Raw genomic sequence first — 20283 nt, 5'->3', positions numbered from 1 at the left:
TCGCTCAGCTCGCGGGGGTCTGGTATGCCAGTGGGTCAAGCCGATGCATCTCGGCTTCTATCCAGCGCTCCACCTCGTCCATGAGTTCTCCCGGGTCCCTGTCCAGCGCGGAAACCGGCGTGCCGATCGACACATCGATGACACCGGGGATAAACAGGAATGTGCGTCGTGGCCAGCAGCGCCCAGAGGTCACGGCAACGGGAATAACGCTGGCGCCGGTGGCAACAGCAAGACGGGTGGCACCACTCTTGTACTGTCCCTTGCTGCCACGCGCCGTGCGTGTGCCCTCGGGGAACATGATGACCCACTTGCCACGGTCCATCAGCTCCCTGCCCTGGGCGGCCACTCGGGTCCAGGCTTCAGAGCGCTTGCTGCGATCGATATGCACCATCTTGAGCCGCGCGAGACACCAGCCAAAAATGGGAATGTACAGAAGCTCTTTCTTGAAGACATAGGCCAACGGATGCGGCGTCATACTGGGAAAGAAAAAGGTCTCCCAGGTCGACTGATGCTTGGGGCACAGTACGATGCGGCGCATATCATCTGGTGCCGGTAGGTTCTCCATGCCGTGAATACGGTACTGCACACCGGCGATCAGCCGCGCCACTTCGACCACGCCGCGCAGCCACGGAACCGCAAACCACCACCACAACCGGGTGTCGTTCAGAAACAGCGACATGACTACCAGCGCCAGGCCAACCGGAATTACCGTCACCACCATCCACAGGAAAACCAGCAGAGAGCGCACCACTTTCACAGGTCGCCGCCCTCCGCAACGGGGACACCCGCGCTGGTGAGGAATTCCGCGATATTGGCGAAGGCCTCTTCCGCCTCCTCCAGCTCCGGCGTGAACATTTGCCAAACATGTACCATGTGCGGCCAGGTCTGCAGCACCACCGGCGACCCTGCCTCCTCCGCGCGAGCCGCATAGCGGCGGGAGTCGTCGAGCAGCATTTCCTGCTCGCTCACCTGCAGCAGGGTGGGAGGCAGGCCGGCCAGATTGCCGCGCAGCGGAGACACATCCGGGTGCGAGGGTGGCAGGCGATTGGTAAACCAGGTACCCCACAGGAGCAGCAGCGCGGGCACCTTCGCCATCCAGCTGAACATCGGACCCAGCATCGGGTCGGTCGCCAGATTAGTGCGCAGGCTGCCGCCGCTCATGGTTACATCCGTCGACGGCGAAAAGCCGATAGCCGCATCGGCCTGGCGCAGACCTTCGTCGCGGATCCAGGCAATCAAGCCGAGGGTGAGGCTGCCCCCCGCAGAATCTCCGGCCACCATGGCATAGTCAAGCGGCGTCGGGCCATCGGGGCCATTTTCCAACAGCCAGCGCCAGGCGTTGCGGCAGTCGTGGATACCGTCTATGCGCCTGTTTTCCGGGAGCAGACGGTAGTCCAGTGAAAACACCGCCGCGCCGGTCAGGCGAGCCAGACGGTCCGTAATTGCCCGATGACTGAGCGGGCTACCGGCAATCCACGCGCCGCCGTGTATGTACAACAGGCGACGCCTGGCATCGTGCGCCGGCGCCAGCACCCATTCGCCGCGCACGTCCGCCGTGCTGACAGGCACAAAACTGCAGGTAAAGTCACGGCCGGCGCTCAAGCCATCCATCAGGCTGCGCATATGCACAAGCTGTGCACGCCCGCGCTGCCTGGCCTGCCCTGCCGGCAGCAGTTCACGCAGGCGCTGCAAGACGTCCGCATGCCCCGAGCTGGGCGGCGATGTCGGTGCAGGCAGTGCGGGCCCGTCAAAACGCGACATGTCAGCGCCGCGCAGATAGAGCAGGCTGAACAGCACGAGTGCCAGCACCACGACAATAAACCAGACCATGTGAACCTCCCGGAGCTATGAGGCCTGCATTAAACCAGAAGGCCTGTAGCGTGCACAACGCGGAGCTCTGCCGGCTAAAACGCGGCGCAAAGCCCTGTGCGGACCTTGGCCTGTGGAGTGCCAAGCGCTAAGCTGCAGTTTTTTCAGCGGTGAAATCCCCTTTACTGATGAATAGCAGGCAAAACCCAGAGGGGCCTGGCGCCCCCCCACCAGACCCCGTTATGGCGTCCGATGGTAGTGCAGGGAGCGTGCTACGGGGCATATTGGCCTCGGGCGGCGCACTGCTGCTTGCCGCTTTCACGCTGTGGGCGCTATTGCCGCAACTGGATGCCGGGCATGGCGCTGCGGTATCAGGCACAGCTGCCAGCCGCGTATTTGCGGGAAGCGACTTTCGGGCCGAGCGGGGCGACGGCGCCTATATCGACGGTAACACCCAGATCATTGGCCAGCTGACCGGCGGCGAGGCGGTGTTTTCCGTTGAGGCGCGGCTGCCACTGGAACGCTATCCCTACATTCGGCTCGATGCGGCGGGGAGCAACCCATCGCTGCGCTATTTTCTTTTCTGGCGCACACAGGAGAATCCCGGGCAACAGTATTACGCACCACTTGAGGCGGCGGGCAATGGGGTGAGCTGGCACCGGATGTCCACCTCGGAACTCTGGCGAGGTACGACAACACACCTGGCACTGGGCGCATTCAGTGCCGATGCAGCCGCCCCGGTCGCATTGCGCGAGCTTGCATTGCACCCGGATTCCCGTACGGCGAACCTGGGGACGGCCTGGTCGCACTGGCATGCAGGCGGCAGCTGGCCGGCGTTCGCCATCAATCGCTACCTTGGCGCACCCCCGGGTAGCGACCACTCCCCCGCGCGACTCATCGGACTCTGGGCGGTACTGGCGCTGGCGTTTGTTACACTTTGGGCGGTCTGGCGCCGGCCTGGGTCCCGCGCTCTGCTGGCCGCAGGATTGCTCGCCGTGTTTTTACCCTGGTTGTTATTGGATCGTTTGTGGCAGGCACAGCTCGATCGGCAGTCCCTCCTCACTGGCGAAGCGTTCGCAGGTAAAACCCAGGCCGAGAAACATGCCGCGAGTCGCCACGCAGAACTCTACGATTACGCCGGGCACATACAGGGCCGGCTGCACTCGCAGGATGCGCGGGTGTTCCTCTTGAACACGGCGGCGGGTCAGAATTTTGATCGCTTGCGCCTGCAGTTCCACATGCTTCCGGCAAACACCTACAACTACGGCGCCGAGCTGCTGCCGCCCGGTCAAATGCGCCGGGGCGATTACGTCCTGACTCTGGGCGCAATGCCGCAGATCCAGTACCTGCCGCAACAGAAAATACTCAGCGATGGTCACCACGCCTATCGGGCACGCCTGGTGGACTCACATGCCAGAGGCAACCTGTATCTGCTGTCCGGCTACCTGGGGGTACCGACGACACCATGACGATGATTCCCGAACTTGACGCGACGGGCCTCATGCTCGCCCTGGCCCTGCCCTGGCTGGCCGGCGTGGTCGCCGTTCGCGCCTTGCTCGGGCCACTCCGGTTCACACTGTTGCTGGGGCATGGATTCATGGTCGGGCAGCTGTTGATCATTCTGCTTCTGCTCGCATGGGACGCCCTCGGCCTGAGATTGGCGTTCGCACCTCTCGCCTGGGTCCTGGCTGCACTGACAGCACTCTTGGTACTGGCGTGGAGACGGAACACACCGTCGCCAGGGCCAGAATTTACAGTGGGCTGGCGTGATGCACTGTGGCTGTTGCCACTTCTCGCTTTTCTCGCGGAACGCGGTCTCAGCCTCGCAGGGGAAGTGACAATGCGGCCGCTGTTCGCATGGGATGCCTGGATGAACTGGGCGCCGCGTGCGGTGGTGTGGTTCCATGAGGGCGCACTGGCCACCTTTGTGATGCCCGAGCAATGGCTGGCCGCCACGACAGACCCCGCGCCCTACACCCTCGGCAATCCGCGGGCAAATGTCTATCCGCCCGGCGTGCCTCTGCTGCTGCTCTGGCCCATGCTGGGTGGCGGCACCTACGACCACAACCTCCTGTACCTGCCCTGGCTGCTGCTACCAGCCGCAGCGGGGCTCGCGCTCTGGGGGCACCTGCGCCAACTGAGTTTGCCTCGCGCCGTCTGTGCACTCGCGGTGTTTGCACTGCTTAGCCAGCCGCTGGCCAACACCCACACAGCGCTACCCGGGTATGCGGACCTCTGGCTTGCGGTGGCGTTCGGGCTTGGCGGCATGGCCCTGGCGGAATGGCACGCCTCTGGCCAGTGGCGCTGGGGGGTGCTCGCCGCGTTACTGGCGCTATGCTGCGCATTCTTCAAGGTTCCCGGGCTCGCCTACGCGGCGATTCTGCTCGCCGCTGCAGGGCTGCTCCTGTGGCGTCCCCCGGCCCGCTGGGTTGGCTGGTTTCTGGGCAGCGCCTTGGCGCTGACCACTGTGGGCCTGCTACTGGGTTTGCACCCCGACGCCGCACAATTTGGCGCCGACCACCTGACAATCCCCTTGCCCGGCGCGCTGCCCACACTGCAGCTCGCGCCCGCGCCGCTGCTACCACTACTCTGGGACAGCTTTTTTATAACCGCCAACTGGCACCTGTTCTGGCTATTGCTCTTCACCTGCCTGCTCGCGGGCCTGTGGCTACGCGGCTATAAGACCCTGCACAATATCGCCCTCGTGGTGTTTGTCTGTGGTCTGGGCGTTCTGTTGGCAGTATTTGGCCTCACCCACTATTTCCGTCAGGCCGCCAACGGCGTCACACTGGATCGAGCGCTGCTTTACGTGGTACCGCTGGGGGTCTACGTCGCTTTTGCGCAACTGGCGACGCTCTGGCATGCCAACCGCGCAGCAGAGGCGCACTAGTGGCAGCATCAACCAACACCCGCCTGACGGCTTATGCGCCGCCACTGGATGCTCTCGCCCTGGTAACGGCAGGGGGAATCAGCTGGCTGCTGCGCTTCCCCGATGCCAACATGGGCGCCCCCTACCCTATTGCCCTGCTACTGGCCTTTCTGCTCGCGATCGTCCTGCTCCCGCTTACCGGCGCCTATCGCCACCCGCACTGCTGCCATCCGGTGCGCGGCGTGGTCGCGGCGGTTCCCGGTTTACTGCTGGTATTTGCCAGCCTGCTGGCAATCGCCATGCTGACCAAGTCCACTGCGGACTTCTCCCGCCTGTGGATGCTGGGTTGGGTCATATTGAGTATTCCGGGCATGGCAGTCTGGCGCCTGTTTGCCAGCACGCTGCCCACATCAGCCAGTCGCAGGATACTGATGCTGGGCACCGGTCCACTGGCCTGTGCGACAGTGTCACATCTGCAAAGCCGGCAACCGCAAAACCAGGTGATTGGCATGCTGGCGCTACCGGGCGAGCCGGAAACGGCAGGCCTGCGGCTACCCGCCACGTTTCTCGGACACTTCGCCGAACTCGACGAACTCCTGAGCGGCGCTGACAGTCATGTGGACGAGCTCTGGCTCGCGCCCGATGGCGCCAGCGCCATTCCCGACACGGTTTTACAAAGTGGCTTGAGCCAGAGCAGCCTGCCTGTGCGCTACGTGCCCGACCTCACCGTGCTGCGGATGTTGCAGCACCGCATCAACGATGTGGATGGCCTCACGGTGATTGAACTCAACGCCACGCCGCTGGACGGGCCCGAGGGCGCTGTCAAGGCGCTGATGGACCGTACACTAGCCGCCGTTGCGCTGCTGGCGCTGTCACCGCTACTGGTGCTGATTGCGGCGCTGGTGCGCCTGGACTCCCCTGGACCTGCGCTCTTCAAACAACCCCGTCACGGGGGTGGTGGGAGGATCATCCGGGTATTCAAATTCCGTACGATGCACACAGCCAGAAACGCTGACACGCGACAGGCGAGCCGCAACGACCCACGCGTGACCCGCATTGGACGCTTCCTGCGGCGCAGCAGCCTCGATGAACTGCCGCAGCTCTTCAACGTGCTGCAGGGAGACATGTCGCTGGTAGGGCCACGGCCACACCCGCTGGAATTAAACGATCAATACCGCAAAAGGCTGGACACCTACATGCAGCGCCACCGGGTGAAGCCTGGCATCACGGGGTGGGCACAAATCAACGGCTGTCGCGGTGCCACGGAGACCCTGGATAAAATGCAGAAGCGACTCGAATACGACCTTTACTACATCGAGAACTGGTCGATCTGGCTGGATATCAAAATTCTGGCGAAAACGGCGCTACTGGGCTGGAGCGGCCGCAATGCCTACTGAGCCACGCCTGCCCAACCTGTTTCTGGTTGGCGCGCAAAAGAGCGGCACCACCACCCTCGCAGTCATGCTCAGTCAGCACCCTGAAATCTACATGTGCCAGCCGAAGGAGCCGGGCTACCTCGCTTTCGGCGCTGCGGGTTACCGGGCACTGGACGGTTATGGACGCCCGGCAGCGGCAAGCTCATGGGTCGTCGCGTCGCGCGCGGAGTATCTCGACCTGTTCCAGGACGCCCCTGCGCAGGCCCGCTACCTCGGCGATGCCAGCACCTGGTACCTTTCCGAGCCAGGTATGGCGGCGCGCCTGCACAATTTCAATGCCGAGGCGAGGATTCTGATCATACTGCGCCAACCCGCCGACCGCGCTTATTCCGCTTGGTGTCATGCCCGGCGCGACAACGAAGAACCGTATGAGCAGTTTGCACAGGCGCTGCAGGCGGAGCCCGAGCGAAAAAACCCGTCACACCTGTTGCGGTATCGGGAAATGAGTCACTACCTGGCGCCCGTGCGCGACTATATCAAGCAGTTTGGCAGGGACCGCGTACACATCATGTTTTACGAGGACTTGCGCGACAGGCCAGAATGCCTGTGGCGGGGCTGCTGCAATTTCCTTGAGCTGGAAACAACGGGCAGAGCCCCCGCCGCACACCGACAAAACCGTTCGGGCCTGCCGCGCAGCCGCGCGCTGTATCGACTGGTGCGTTCTCCTCGCATCAAACGCACAGCGCGTCGCCTGCTGCCATTGCCCTTTGTAAGCTGGACCAAGGAGCGTATCGATCAATCCAATCTGCGCCGCCTGCCGCCCTTGCCGAGAGCAGAGCGCAACGCATTGAGCCGCGAGTTCAGCGCTGAAATTGAGGGGCTCATGAACGTCACCAACCGCAATTTGCGCGAATGGCTGCCGGATGAATGAAGACATCTCCAGCGGTCCTGCACTGGCAGCGTTTGCCGGCTGCACTATTCGGGCACGCAGCCTGCCCGACTTTTTCCTGCAACTGACGGCCCGCCTTGCAGAGGGCGCAGAAGGCCTGATATTCGCCCACCACAACCTGCACAGCCTGTATCTGGTACAAACCGACGAGCAGGTGCGCCGCTTTTACCAGACGAGTTGCGAGTGCTACATCGACGGCATGGGCGCATTGTGGGCGTTACGGGTTGCCGGCGTCGAAACCGCGGGAATGCAGCGCTTTTCCTTGATGGATTGTCTGCCTGAATTCCTCACCATGGCGGAACGCGCCTCTCTGCGCGTTTTTTACCTGGGTGGGTCGCCAGCAAGTGTTGAGCGGGCGCGCCACTGGCTGGGAGAATCCTGGCAAGAACTCGCCATCGGCCTGCACCACGGATATGAGTCGAACAGCGAACGGGTCATTGAGCGCATCAATACCTTCGCCCCGGACCTGTTGCTGGTCGGGCTCGGGATGCCTCTGCAGGAGCAGTGGATACTTGAGCACCGCGATGCGCTCACGGCCGGAATTATTCTTCAGGCGGGGGGCACGCTGGACTATTACAGCGGTGAGCAGGCGCAACCACCCGCATCCTGGTCGAGGCATGGCGCGGCATGGCTATACCGCCTGTTACACGACCCCAGACGGCTCTGGCGCCGCTACCTGCTGACACCCTGGTTTTTGCTCGCACCCCTCTTGCGGTTACGCCTTGCTGTGTCTAAAGAGACGCCACGGTAGTTGCAGCAGCGCGGTGAAACGCATCGGGATAGCGTCCGCCGTACAAAGCAGGGCCCGGCTGTAGTTCAGCCAGAGTGTGATGCGACGCCTGACGCGTAAGGGCGCGCTGCGCCCCCCCGCCTCCAGCAAAACCTGCCGCACGGTCGGCCTTGAGGGTATGTCCATTGCTGCGCCCACCATGCGCACCACCTGTTTGCCGCGCTTGAAGCGTAAATACAATCGCGCCAACGTCCCGAGCCCAGCGAACGCGTTGCCGCCGTGGATGCGATAGAAGAATCCGGGCGTTCGCATACAGTACTTGCGCGCACCGAGCAGCGAGCTCGCGCGCACGATGATGCCATCAGCCGACAGTCGACTGACGATGTGACTCGAGGTATTCATGCGGAATACGTGCACCGCCCAGGCGGGGCAAGCCAGCCGATCATCCAACTGTTCACGCATCGCAAGGATGGTTTCCACCAGGCTTGCCCGCAGCGCCAGGCCCGATGTGGGGGTACCCAGAAACTCACCCGCGACCCAGGTTCCCCACCGGCTGGCCCCGGTCGGCCCCTCGGGCAGGGCCATTCTGGCGAGTGTTGCACGCGTCATCTCAGCCGCGGATACACTGTCCCCCCCGGGCTCGGCAGCGCTGAAAAAAAAGTCTTCCTGCAACCGCGCTTCCGCAGTGGTGCGCAAGCGGGACAGATACCCGGGCAGCAGATAGTCATCGCTGTCGAGCAACACACACAGGTCACCACGCGCGGCAGCCAGCCCATTCAAAACGGCGGCAAATTGCCCCTGGTTGCGCTGCAGTATGACGGTCATATGTGGGTTTTCCGCGTAGCGCGACAACACCTCCGCCGAGTCATCAGTCGAGCCATCGTCGACAACAATGATCTCGTCCCGCTCTCCTAGCTGACCAAGCGCTGACTCCAATGCCTCCGGCAGATAGCGTGCATAGTTATAATTATTCACCACGATGGACAGTGACGGACGTAGCGTCATTGAAGCTAGCACGGCCACCCCCAGTCCTCGCCGAGCAAATTGAACAGACGCGCGTTCCATGGCCGGAAGTGCTCCGTCAGATACTCCCGACATTGCTCCGGCATGGCCTTGCCGTAGCCACCAGTATTCGCTGCAGCCGCGTGAAAACTGTGAGCGGGCAGGCCGAGATGCTCTGCAATACGCGTTGCAGCGGCAACAGGCTCGCTTTTCCAGGCATCGAAGTTGAGGAAGAGGAACTGCTCCCTCGGAAAATGACGCAACCATTCTTCAATCTGCTCGGCGTATTGGCCGCGCTTGATGTAGCCCAACTTGTGCAGGCGGGGCCCGAGCGTTGCAAAGTTGTCTGTCGTGAGCTCCAGCCCGCGCGCATACCAGTCCTGCTCTCTTGCGAGTGCCGGGCCGAAGTCCAGTTTTTCCGGCAACATGTTGCGACGCATGTGCTGATAATGCGACCAGGCGCGGTCCACCGGGTTGCGCAAGGTCACTACCAGGCGGGCATGGGGAACCAGCGCTGCCGCATGTCGCGCATAGCCGGGCGCTGACATGGCCGGCGTTGCCTCTCCCGTTACCGGCCTGTATCCAAGCTGCGCGCGAGCCGCGTCAAACTGGCTTTGGCGCGGGAAATGGGCACGGTACCAGGCCTCGCCGCGGCGAAAATTGCGGGGTTGATGGAAGTACTGCAGTTCCTTCGCTAGCGGCGGCAAAAAACCCGGGTGTTGTCGTAACATATGAAACAGGGTCGTGGTGCCCGACTTCATCGCTCCGATAATCAGAAAGTCTGGTAACACGCAGTCCCTGCGGTAATACTTGGCGAGATCCATACGGTACGCCCGCAACCTGCGCCGCACTACTACCGCAACGCGCCGCCGAGCCTTGCCTCCGGGCGACGCGGGGACGGGTTCACTGATCATGACAATGGCTCCTTGTTTCGCAATCGCTGCGCCAGATGGACGAGCGCCGATGGTTGCAGACCCAGGCGTCGGCGCACAATCACCAGGCACAGCGAACGCGCGAGGGTCGTGCTGAACAATGTGGCGGCCGCGGCACCGGTAGCACCAAAATTAGGAATGAGAAGTATAAGCGCCAGGATGTGCACCAGGGCCGAAAGCGTCATGATGTGCATGAGCACTCTCTGATGGCCGCTCATGACCAGCATTTGCTGGCTGGGACCAAGACTTGCACCTGCAACGTAGCCAAGCAGCAGAATGCCCAGCACCTCCAGCGCACCCTGGTACTCGGCGCCAAACAACCCTACCAGAAACGGGGCAGCGAGATAGAGCAAAACGCAGCCGAGCAGAGTGGGCCAGAGACTGACATGGCTGGCTTCGGTAACTACCGCCTGCAGTTTTTCATGCTGTCGCTCGGCATACGCGCTGGCGAGCCAGGGCTGCACCACTGCCGCGACAACGGTACCCGGTATCGCCCCAAGGCGCGCCAGGCGATCTGCCACAAAAAAACTCGCGGCAATCGCTGGCCCGCCCAGAATACCCAGCAGCAGCGTATTGCTGTATTGCATGGTCAAGGTGGCGCAGCGCGTCGCAAACAGCGGGAGTGCATTGTGCATGAGCTGCGAAGGCGCATAGTTCCCCTCCTCTGCCAATGGCTCTTTGGCGGGCAAGGGGGCATTCCGGCGCCCGGTGCGCGCAACCAGTACGCATTGCAACAAAAGCACCAGCAGCAAACTGCCAGCCAGGGCGAGCATCGCTTCAATTGCCCCGAGCTGGAAGCCCGCCCAGAATACGACTACGCCAGCGATAAGCGCGGTAAAAAGTGGGCGCAGCACTTGTGTCGGCCCGAAAGCCAGCAGAAGCCGACCCTTTGCCCTGGCATGCGCCTGCAGCAAGGTGGTAAACGAAACCAGGGGAGCGGCAAACACGGCCAACAGGATCAGCGCGCGCGGAAAGTCGACAAACAGCTCAGCCGGCATGGCAAGTACCAGCGCAGTCACTCCGGCGATGCCCAAGGCGCACGTCACAAGCAACCAGCCTGTACTGTGCCAGGCCACTCTCGAGGCAGTGGCCAGGTCACCCCGGGCGTGATGCACCGCAATGAGACGACTGCTGGCGAGTGGAATACCAATGGCAAAGATAGCGCCCAGCAGGAACAGCAGGTTCTGCCCCCAGGCATAGAGCCCGTAATGGGTGGCGTCGCCTATCAGGCGTGCCAGCAATAGCTGCAACCCAAACGTTATCAGCAGCCCGGTACCGCGCACCAGCGAGGCCAGGAAGCCTGCGCGCAACACACGACTGCCATTCGCTTTTTGTTTCAGTCGCGCAGCCACGTGCCTGAGATGTACCACCCGACTCATGGCAGCACAAACGGCGTCATACTTCGGAACCAATACGCCTGAAGTAATCTATGGTGCGATCCAACCCATCGGCCAGGGGCACGACGGGCTCCCAATCGAGTAGCGTTTTAGCGAGGCCGATATCGGGCTGACGCTGACGTGGATCGTCCTCCGGCAGGGGCTCCTGCAATAGCTCGGAGGAAGACCGGGTTTTTGCCAGCACCTGCTGTGCGAGTTCGCGAATAGTGAACTCCACCGGGTTACCCAGATTCACGGGGCCTGTTACGTCATCCGGCGTGTTCATGAGCCGAATCAACCCTTCAATCAGGTCGTCGACGTAACAGAAAGAGCGGGTTTGCTGACCGTCGCCATAGAGCGTTATGGGTGCGCCACTGAGTGCCTGAACAATAAAATTTGAAACAACGCGGCCATCGTTGGGGTGCATGCGCGGCCCGTAGGTATTGAAAATGCGCGCCACCTTGATGCGCAACCCGTGTTGGCGGTAGTAGTCGAAGAACAGTGTTTCAGCACAGCGCTTCCCCTCGTCGTAGCAGGCACGTGGGCCCACAGGGTTCACGCGCCCCCAATAGCCCTCTTGCTGGGGATGGACTTCCGGGTCACCGTACACTTCGCTGGTAGAGGCTTGCAGAATGCGGGCGTTGACTCGCTTGGCCAGGCCGAGCATGTTGATGGCGCCATGCACACTGGTCTTGGTCGTCTGTACCGGGTCCGCCTGATAGTGAATCGGCGATGCAGGGCACGCGAGGTTGTAGATCTGGTCGACCTCGACGTACAGCGGGAATGTGACATCGTGACGCAACAATTCGAAGCGGGGGTTGCCGAGCAAGTGCAGCACATTGTCGCGGCTGCCGGTGAAGAAGTTGTCCACGCAGAGTACATCGTGGCCATCGGCGAGAAGACGCTCGCACAAGTGACTGCCGAGAAAGCCTGCCCCGCCTGTGACCAGAACACGGGGACGTGAAGGAGATCGCATAGCCGGGGCTCCGTTGTTCGATGTTTGGCCGATGAACAGCGCGATGCGCCCAGCCTGTCAGGTAACCTCACAGGGTACACAAGGAAAGATTTCCAGACCAGTTTCGTGTGCGTCGCCAGAATGGACGCTGCACACCTCCCGTGCTACTACTCACATTGAGGTGATTGCGCTAAACACCGGGGCAAGGGGTAACCAGGAAGATGAATCCAGCCACAACCGACAGCGACCGTTCCGAACCTCGAACCGCCGTCGCTGCGCCAAACCGCGTTGTCATTGCATCGGCCTACGGTGAACACCACCGCGCGCGCCTGGAGGCGCTGTTCCAGCCCGCCCAGACGGTTTTCCTTGCCCCCGGCGCGCGCGCGGTCCTGCGCCGGGAGTTGCGCACAGCTGACATTGCCGTGCTGCCAACGGTGCCTGACGCAACCTATCTCCAGCATCAGCAGCTGCGCTGGATCCACTGTAACCGCAGCGGACTGGATGCCTGTGCCACTCGGCAAATAATCAATGCCCCCTTCGCGGTGACATCGGCATCCGGGCGCTCTGCAGCCGTGCTGGCCGAGCACGCGCTGTTTTTCATGCTGGCACTGGCCTACAACAGCGCGCAGCAACTGAAGGCACAACGCAACCGCGTGTGGGGTTTGAGCGGCGCCGGTAAAATGCGCGGACTTGAGGGCCGCAGCGTGCTGCTTATTGGCCTGGGGTGCACCGCCAAAGCCCTCGTTCCCCGCTGCCTCGCGCTGGGGCTGCAGGTGTCCGCGTTCCGGCGCAGCGCGGGGGGAGACGAAGGCCTCGGCATTCCTGTTTCAAGCCTCGCGGCAGGCGACTCGGTCGACGACCTGTTGCCGCACGCCGATATTGTTGTGCTGGCGGCATCTCTCAACGACAGCAGCCATGCCATGCTCGGCGAGCGCCAGTTCGCTCTGCTCAAACCCGGCGCGATGCTGGTCAACGTCGCCCGTGCGCGCCTGACAGATACCGCCGCGCTGAAAGCTGCGCTCAAACGGGGCACCCTCTCCGGCGCCGGTCTGGACGTTACCGACCCCGAACCGTTACCTCCGTGGGACAGCCTCTGGCGGCAGCAGAATGTGCTTATTACACCGCACGTGACGCCGCGGGTGGCGGATCGCGAGAACGCCGAGATTGATATCATCGAAGACAACTACAATCGATTTCTGAGTGGACGCACATTGCGCAACCGACTGCGTCATACAGACCTGTATACACACGCTTCAAACACCTCGCAAAGGCGGCTCACCACTCTCGTCATCAGGGCCCGCAACCGTTTGCTGCGGCCCTCGGTGCGCCGCGTTTAGGCTGGCTGCGTGCGGGCCTCACGCCGGTAGATTGCCACGGTGTCCGTGCGGGGTTTGCTCCAGCCGAACCAGATGATCTCCTGTCGCCAGGCCCGCAGGCCGTAATTGCTCACAACCAGGGTGTTGCCATCCGGCGACAGCTTGACGCCGTGGGGCAAGGAGAGTGCTTCCCGCACGATCTCCCGCGGGCGTTCCAGATTCGGGTCTGCGACGATGTCATACAGCAGCACTTGCCCGTTAATGGTATCCGCAACGGCACAGGTACCATCAAGGCAGTGGACGTTTTCGAGCCGGCAAAATTCATCGCGCAGCAAAACACGCTCGGGTTCTGGTGACAGATTGCCCGTCGCATCAATCGCGAAAACAGCGAGCCCGTTGTGCAGAATCGGCGGCGGTTTTCTCTGCTTGCCCTGCCCCTCTCTCAGCACGTTCCAGGCGCTGCGCCACACGTTCCCTGTGGAGTCGGCCATTTTTTTGTACCAGCGCCGAAGGGAGCGCACGATCAGCCGCTGTAACGGCGGATTTGGCTTCAACGAATTGAACGAGACCAGTGCTCGTCGACCTTGATCGAAAAAGGTCACGCCCTTGGGATCACCGAGACGGTGAAAACACGCATCCACCATCGAAAGCGGTTCGCCTATGCGGCCGCGTTCGTCGTCATACGCGTAGCAGACCACACCCCCCGTACGCCCCTCGCCCTCGCAGTAAGTGACCAGCAAACGGCCATCTGAGAGCGTCATGCTATGAGCCTCAACCAGCTCACTGAAGGGTGTGACCAGGCGATGCATGGCATAATCGTCCGTACTGTTGAGGCTGTACACCCGAATCTCACTCGGCGCCTTGAAGTAATTCCGGTTGGACACCAAAAGATGCCGCTCTGTGAGCAGCACCCCGTGAGGCTCACCAAAACCGGCCTCCGGGTTCTTCCAGCACCGCAGCAACCGCCCGGTCGCGGTCTCGTAGAGGCGAACTTCATTCTGCTCCTGTACGGATACAGCAAACGCTTGACCATCCGGCGCGAAAGCGATTTCCGGCAGCAGGCTGGGCTGTCCATGGTTGGAAATCTCGTATTTCACGCGAAAGCTATCCATTGCTCCCCCTGCCTTGCATATAGAAAACGGCTATGGATGTTGTACTGACAAGGAGCGCGAGCACACCTGCACTGTAAACTGCGAATCAGTATAAACCATTCTCGCCGCCTTACGGACACCGACCGGCTCACCACACGGGCGCCCTCCGAGTACGAGAATTTGGGCAACACACGCAAACCGCACAAGCACTGCCGTATCCGGATGCAGTAACAGGTCGAGCTGTGCATACTAGGGCGCTATGCCAACACTATTCATAACGACAGGCAGGTGCACAGCGCCATGAAAAGCGAGGCTTTTCCCCTTGGGGGCATCCGCGTACTTGAGCTGGCCGGCGGCACCAGTGCGGCGACCGCGGGTAAAATACTGACCGAGGCCGGCGCCGAGGTCATGCTAGTGGAACCCCCGGGTGGCGCGGCGCTGCGCCAGTGGCGAGCATCCGCGGAACTCGACGGCGGCGACCCACTGGCACCGGGGGACACTGGAGCACTGTTCAACTGCCTGCACGCCAGTAAACAAGGCACCACCCTGGACTTGTCAACCGACCCGGATCGCGCCGCTTTCGAAGCACTATTGGCGCAGGCAGACCTGCTGCTCGAGGAAGGACAGCTGGCTAGCGTGGGTCTGTCCGCCCAGGAGCTACTGGCGAAACACCCGCAGTTGTCCATCATCAGTATCAGTGATTGGGGCGACAAGGGGCCATGGTCAGGTCGACCGGCCACGGAATTCACACTGCAGGCCGAAGTGGGCGCCACCGCCTACCGCGGCTACCCGGATCGTGCGCCCTTTGCCGCAGGCGGGCATATCGGAGACCATATTTGTGGCGTTTTCGCGGCTGTGGCGGCAATGGCTGCGCTGCGCATGACGCCAGGTCGCCGCGCGGAAGTGTCCCGTTTTGAGGCCATGTTGCTGAGTTTCCAGCCCTATCAGTACCTGCACGGCCAACTGGAACCGAATACGCCCATGCCGGCGTCAGTGGATGTACCTAGCATCGAACCCGCAAATGACGGCTGGGTGGGACTTTGCACGATCACCGAAAAGCAATGGCGCAGTTTCGCGGAAATGATCGGCCGCCCGGATCTGGGCGAGGACCCCACACTGCGCACCGGCTTCATGCGCTTCCAACACATTGACAGGGTGCAGCCAGCAATCCACGCCTGGACCCAACGCCACAGCGTCGCCCAGATCATCGAGGAAGCGGAGCGAAGGCGAATTCCTGTGGCCCCCGTCGGAGATGGCGCCACAGTGCTGGACATGGCCCAGTTCGTCGCCAGGAAAAGCTTCTGGCGGCATCCGGACCAACATCAGCAGCCACGTCCACCCTACCGCCTGGGCAAAGGACGTTTACGTCGCCCCGGCACCGCGCCCCGGCGCGGCGCGCAGTCAACTGACTGGACACCGCGGGATGAAGCCCCGCAGCGAGATGCAACCCTGCCCATGCAGGGCCTGCGCGTGCTCGATCTTACCGCTTTCTGGGCGGGGCCAGTGGCCGGGGCCTGCTTCGCCCTGTTCGGTGCGGAGGTCATCAAGGTCGAATCGACACAGCATCCCGATGGCATGCGTTTCGCCGCTGGTTTTTTCCCCAAAGACAAACCACTTTGGGAATGCTCGCCGATAACGCACGGCGCGAATACCGGCAAGCTTGGCATCACCCTCGATCTCAACGACAGCCGCGGTCTGGCCGCGATAAAAAAGCTCATCGCGAAATGTGATGTCGTCATAGAGAACTTCTCGCCCCGGGTAATGCAACAATTTGGCCTCGACTGGACGCAAATCAGCGCACTGAATCCAGAGGCCGTGATGGTCCGCATGCCGGCCTTTGGGCTGGAAGGCCCCTGGCGTCACCGCACCGGTTTCGCCATGACGATCGAGCAGGTTTCGGGCCTGGCTTGGCAAACCGGCTATCCCGACCGCTCGCCGGTAGTCCCCCGGGGCTGCGTCGACCCACTCGGCGGCATGCATGCTGTCATCGCAACACTGGCAGCGCTACGCCTCAGGGATGCGGGGGCCGGCGGGCAGCTGGTGGAGGTACCTCTGGCGGAGGCTGGCCTCTACGCGGTTAGCGAACAGATCGCAGAATACACGGCCTACGGCTCGCGCCTGGGCAGGCACGGTAACCGCAGCCCACACGCGGTGCCGCAGGGCGTCTTCAGCTGCAGGGCTGGCGCTGAGATCGCTGTTGCAGTAGAAACCGACGCGCAGTGGCAGGCACTGGCTCGCCTGCTGGGCAAGGGGTTTGCAGAAGCGGTGGCGCTAGCGAACAGAGCCGGACGCCGGGCAGAAGAGACCGGCATTGAGACTGCGGTCGCACAGTGGTGCGCATCACAAGACGCTGCGGATGCACTCGATACACTGTTGGCAGCAGGTGTGCCTGCGGCCGCTCTGCGCAATGTGCGTGAGCTGCAACATCATCCCCAGCTGCGCGCAAATGGCTTTTTTACCCGGCTACAGCACGCGGTGGCCGGTGAACTGGATTACCCCAATTTTCCCTTTCAGTTTGACGGGCAGAGGTTTCCGCTACGAGCCCCGGCCCCGATGTTGGGAGAGCACAATGCACAGGTGCTGGGTGAGCTGGCGGGTCTGCAGCCTGATGAGCTGGAACAATTGCAGACCGCGGGCGTGATCGGTACCCGACCGGCCTTCGTGCCGTAGCCTGCCCCGGATAAATCAGAAACAAGGAGCAACCATGTTCGAGAACCTCAAACTGCCACAGGACATACAGTGTGGCATGGTACTGCCCGCACAAAACCGGGCAGATATGCTGCGTTTGGCACCGAGAATGGAGGCGGCGGGCTTCGACTCAATCTGGGTTGGCGACCACGTGTCGTTTTACATCCCGCTGCTGGAGTCATTGACTGCACTGACCTTTGTTTCCGCGATCACCGAGCGGGTGCGTCTGGGCACCAGCGTCTATCTGCTGCCATTGCGGCATCCCACACCGGTGGCCAAGATCACCTCTACGCTCGACCTGTTGTCTGGCGGGCGCCTCACCCTCGGGGTTGGGGTGGGTGGCGAGTTCCCGCCCGAATATGAGGCCTGCGGTGTGCCGCTGGAAGAACGCGGCCCGAGAATTGACGAAGCCATTGAGGTCTTGCGCAAGTTGTGGACTGAGAATGGAGCGGAGCACCGGGGCAAGCATTTTTCGTTCGGGCCTGTATCGCTGGATCCCAAGCCGCTGCAGAAGGCGGGGCCCCCAATACTCATCGGTGGACGTAAAGGTCCTACCTTCCGTCGCGCGGGCCAACACGGGGACGGCTACATCTCCCATATGTGTTCGGCGCAGCAATACGCGGAAAACATGCGCGAGATCGATAGACAGGCCGGGCGCTTCGGTCGAAGTGCCGTTGACTTTGAGTCATCTGCGTTCATTTTCACCTTCCCTGACAAGAGCTACGAGGCAGCGCTGGACCGTGCCGCTGCCATGCTGGAAATGATCTATAACCGCCCCTTCCGCGACGCGGCACGTAAATATTGCCTGTTGGGTCGTCCTGAGGACTTTATCGAACAGATGCAGGCCTTCGTCGATGCCGGCGCGCGCCGCTTTATTTTTTCCGTGCCGGAGGAACCCGAAGCGTTCATAGACACTTACGAGTCGCTGATCAAACCGGGGTTGGCGCGACTGCAGATCCCGGGTTGAAGGCCCTAAGCCACCTGCCGCGGCAAGGTCGTAACAGAGAGTGACAATATGACAACCACCAGCCTGCGACTCAACATGACCGGGGCCGAAAAGGACCCCGAACAACGTGCCCTGCGTTATCGTACGGCCATCGACATGGCAGCTTACGCAGACCGACACGGCTTTACCTACGTCAACGTCGAGGAGCATCACTGTGCCGAAAACGGCTGGCTGCCCTCACCGCTGACCATGGCGGCCGCCATAGCCGCACGCACGGATAACATCAACATCGGAGTCATGGCCCTGCTGGTGTCTCTCTACGATCCTGTCCGGCTGGCGGAAGATATTGCCGTAATCGACCTGCTCAGCAAAGGCCGCCTCAGCTTTATTGCCGGTCTGGGTTATCGGAAGCTGGAATTTCAGGCGCTCAACAAACCCTTCGAAGACCGCGGGGCCTGGATGGACCATGTTCTCGAAACGCTGCTGAAGGCATGGGGGAACGAACCCTTCGAGTACAGGGGAGAGCTTATCAATGTGACACCAAAACCGTATTCACAGCCACACCCGGCGTTCATGGTCGGCGGCATGAGCCGGCCGGCTGCGCGCCGGGCGGCCCGTTTCGGTCTCCCCTTCTCCCCTCCAACGCAAAACGATGAACTGGAGGCCTATTATCACCAGCAGCTGAAAAAACATGGCAAGCAGGGCTTTGTCGTCGCACCACCCGCAGATTTTTCCCTGATCTTCGTCGACCCTGACCCAGAAGCGGCATGGGCCGAGATCGGCCCTTGCTTCCTCAACGAGGTGCAGGAATATAACAGCTGGAGCATGTCGGGCCTGGTTCGCCCAATGGAGACGCAAGGTACCGGTGTAGAGGCAATCCGCGCCAGCGGCCAGTACGAGATACTGACCCCCGACGTATGCCGGCAGCGCCTGCACGATGACCCGGAGCGCAACATGGTGCTGCATCCCCTGGCCGGGGGCATTCCGATTGACCGCGCCTGGCAGTGCATCCAGCTCTACACCGAATCGGTACTGAATCAGTTTTGTGAGCTTCCCGACACATAGGTACCACTTTATTCCGGGCACATAGGTTACACAATTAGGCATTTGGGGGGAGCCTCAGATGCCCTGGAACGAGTGTAATCATATGGATGAACGTCTCAGATTTGTGGCCCGCCTATTGGATGGCGAGAAAATGGCCGTCATGTGCCGGGAGTTCGGGATCTCCCGCAAAACCGGGTACAAGATATTCAATCGTTACAAAGACGCCGGTATTCGAGGGCTGGAGGACAGGGCCCGCAGCCCCTACCGGCACCCGAACAAAACGCCTTTTCAGGTGGAAAAAGCAATCCTGAAAATCAAACGGGAACATAAAACCTGGGGCGCTCCCAAGATCCGGGACAAGTTGATCAAGGAGTTCCCGGTGATCCAGCCGCCGGCTCCCAGCACCATCCATGCGATCCTCGATCGACACGGACTGGTCAAACGCCGCAAGCGCAGGCGCCACAAAGCCCAGGGCACAAGCCTCAGCATCGCCCTGAGCCCCAATGCCCTGTGGTGTACTGACTACAAGGGCCAGTTTCTGCTGGGCAACAAACAGTACTGCTATCCCCTGACAATCACCGATCAGCGCTCGCGCTATCTGCTGGCCTGTGAGAGCCTGGAATCCACCAAGGAAAGCGGCGCATTCCCCGTATTTGAGCGGGTATTTAAGGAGTTCGGTCTGCCAGCTGCTATTCGCTCTGACAATGGCGTGCCGTTCTCCAGTCCTCATGCCCTGTTTGGCCTGAGCCGGCTCTCGGTCTGGTGGCTACGCCTGGGAATCGGTATAGAACGGATCAAACCGGGCAACCCCCAAGAGAACGGCCGACATGAGCGTATGCACCTGACCCTCAAGAATGAGGCCACCAAGCCGCCCAGTTATAATTTCCTGCAGCAGCAAGCGCGCTTTGATGACTTCATAGAGGGTTACAACAACGACCGGCCCCACCAGGCGCTTGAAGGCCGGTATCCTGCTGAAGTGTATACACCCTCAGCCCGAGAATACTTCCACCCGGAACCGCCTGAGTACCCGTTTCATGACCGTACGATCCAGGTCACCCAGTGTGGGCGGATATGCATAGGCAGCCGCAAGGTGAACTTCAGTACCGTGTTTGCGGGCCAGTATGTAGGGATTAGAGAGATCGCTGACGAGATCTGGCTTGCCGGAAGGCCGGACCCCAGCTTTATGGATTATGATCTAGG

Annotated in this window: 17 protein-coding genes; 10 read left to right on the top strand and 7 right to left on the bottom strand. The window is 61.6% G+C overall.

All coding sequences use genetic code 11. The annotated features are described in order from the left end of the window. Positions 1–4 precede the first annotated feature (4 nt). Both G533_RS0107060 and G533_RS20985 read right to left on the bottom strand, forming a co-directional pair. A complete protein-coding gene (locus tag G533_RS0107060) occupies positions 5–757 on the bottom strand; it encodes a lysophospholipid acyltransferase family protein (protein WP_027949346.1) in 753 nt (250 codons plus the stop codon). Next, on the bottom strand, positions 754–1830 hold the full coding sequence (locus G533_RS20985; RefSeq protein ID WP_035526993.1) for an alpha/beta hydrolase: 1077 nt from the start codon (positions 1828–1830) through the stop codon (positions 754–756). The genes G533_RS0107060 and G533_RS20985 overlap by 4 nt, the downstream gene beginning before the upstream one ends. Before the next feature lie 221 nt (positions 1831–2051). Between G533_RS20985 and G533_RS0107050 the strand changes: the two genes are divergently transcribed. The 5 genes from G533_RS0107050 to G533_RS20970 are packed head-to-tail and all read left to right on the top strand — an operon-like array spanning position 2052 to position 7754. Beyond that, complete coding sequence (locus G533_RS0107050) at positions 2052–3278, top strand: hypothetical protein (protein ID WP_144079818.1); 1227 nt, start codon at positions 2052–2054, stop codon at positions 3276–3278. Beyond that, positions 3275–4699: a hypothetical protein gene (locus G533_RS24775; RefSeq protein ID WP_158413399.1), complete on the top strand. Its 1425-nt coding sequence runs from the start codon at positions 3275–3277 to the stop codon at positions 4697–4699. The genes G533_RS0107050 and G533_RS24775 overlap by 4 nt, the downstream gene beginning before the upstream one ends. Further along, positions 4699–6075 carry an undecaprenyl-phosphate glucose phosphotransferase gene (locus G533_RS20975; RefSeq protein WP_051230074.1) on the top strand — a complete coding sequence of 459 codons (1377 nt, stop codon included), beginning with the start codon at positions 4699–4701 and terminating at the stop codon, positions 6073–6075. Before G533_RS24775 ends, G533_RS20975 begins: the two co-directional genes overlap by 1 nt. Further along, positions 6065–6985 carry a sulfotransferase family protein gene (locus G533_RS0107035; protein ID WP_027949344.1) on the top strand — a complete coding sequence of 307 codons (921 nt, stop codon included), beginning with the start codon at positions 6065–6067 and terminating at the stop codon, positions 6983–6985. The genes G533_RS20975 and G533_RS0107035 overlap by 11 nt, the downstream gene beginning before the upstream one ends. After that, on the top strand, positions 6978–7754 hold the full coding sequence (locus G533_RS20970; RefSeq protein WP_051230073.1) for a WecB/TagA/CpsF family glycosyltransferase: 777 nt from the start codon (positions 6978–6980) through the stop codon (positions 7752–7754). Before G533_RS0107035 ends, G533_RS20970 begins: the two co-directional genes overlap by 8 nt. On the opposite strand, the gene G533_RS0107025 is transcribed toward G533_RS20970, so the two are convergent. The 4 genes from G533_RS0107025 to G533_RS0107010 are packed head-to-tail and all read right to left on the bottom strand — an operon-like array spanning position 7719 to position 12019. After that, positions 7719–8738, bottom strand: coding sequence for a glycosyltransferase family 2 protein (locus G533_RS0107025; protein ID WP_027949343.1), 1020 nt, complete (start codon positions 8736–8738; stop codon positions 7719–7721). The genes G533_RS20970 and G533_RS0107025 overlap by 36 nt on opposite strands. 5 nt (positions 8739–8743) lie before the next feature. Further along, positions 8744–9649, bottom strand: coding sequence for a sulfotransferase family protein (locus G533_RS20965; protein ID WP_051230072.1), 906 nt, complete (start codon positions 9647–9649; stop codon positions 8744–8746). Then, positions 9646–11019 (bottom strand): lipopolysaccharide biosynthesis protein, encoded by a 1374-nt coding sequence (locus G533_RS0107015; protein ID WP_027949342.1) that lies wholly within the window; start codon positions 11017–11019, stop codon positions 9646–9648. Before G533_RS0107015 ends, G533_RS20965 begins: the two co-directional genes overlap by 4 nt. 43 nt (positions 11020–11062) lie before the next feature. Beyond that, complete coding sequence (locus G533_RS0107010; protein ID WP_035526989.1) at positions 11063–12019, bottom strand: UDP-glucuronic acid decarboxylase family protein; 957 nt, start codon at positions 12017–12019, stop codon at positions 11063–11065. 200 nt (positions 12020–12219) lie between these two features. Between G533_RS0107010 and G533_RS20960 the strand changes: the two genes are divergently transcribed. After that, entirely contained in the window at positions 12220–13335 is a 1116-nt protein-coding gene (locus G533_RS20960; RefSeq protein WP_051230071.1) for an NAD(P)-dependent oxidoreductase, read from the top strand. Here G533_RS20960 and G533_RS0107000 read toward each other — a convergent pair. Beyond that, a complete protein-coding gene (locus tag G533_RS0107000; protein WP_027949340.1) occupies positions 13332–14426 on the bottom strand; it encodes a YncE family protein in 1095 nt (364 codons plus the stop codon). The two genes, G533_RS20960 and G533_RS0107000, sit on opposite strands and share 4 nt — an antisense overlap. Before the next feature lie 279 nt (positions 14427–14705). Between G533_RS0107000 and G533_RS0106995 the strand changes: the two genes are divergently transcribed. From G533_RS0106995 to G533_RS0106980, 4 genes are all read left to right on the top strand, one after another. Beyond that, complete coding sequence (locus tag G533_RS0106995; RefSeq protein ID WP_035526985.1) at positions 14706–17075, top strand: CaiB/BaiF CoA-transferase family protein; 2370 nt, start codon at positions 14706–14708, stop codon at positions 17073–17075. 34 nt (positions 17076–17109) lie between these two features. Continuing rightward, positions 17110–18060 carry an LLM class flavin-dependent oxidoreductase gene (locus G533_RS20955; RefSeq protein WP_051230070.1) on the top strand — a complete coding sequence of 317 codons (951 nt, stop codon included), beginning with the start codon at positions 17110–17112 and terminating at the stop codon, positions 18058–18060. A 48-nt stretch (positions 18061–18108) separates the two neighbouring features. Beyond that, on the top strand, positions 18109–19104 hold the full coding sequence (locus G533_RS0106985) for an LLM class flavin-dependent oxidoreductase (RefSeq protein WP_027949338.1): 996 nt from the start codon (positions 18109–18111) through the stop codon (positions 19102–19104). A gap of 58 nt (positions 19105–19162) precedes the next feature. Then, positions 19163–20283 (top strand): integrase core domain-containing protein (locus G533_RS0106980; protein ID WP_035527076.1); only part of this gene is annotated, 1121 nt, incomplete at its 3' end.

The sequence above is a fragment of the Haliea salexigens DSM 19537 genome, assembly GCF_000423125.1.
Classification (GTDB): domain Bacteria; phylum Pseudomonadota; class Gammaproteobacteria; order Pseudomonadales; family Halieaceae; genus Haliea; species Haliea salexigens.
The sequence above is the reverse complement of the archived record's forward strand: the minus strand, read 5'-3'. Positions and strand labels throughout refer to the sequence as shown.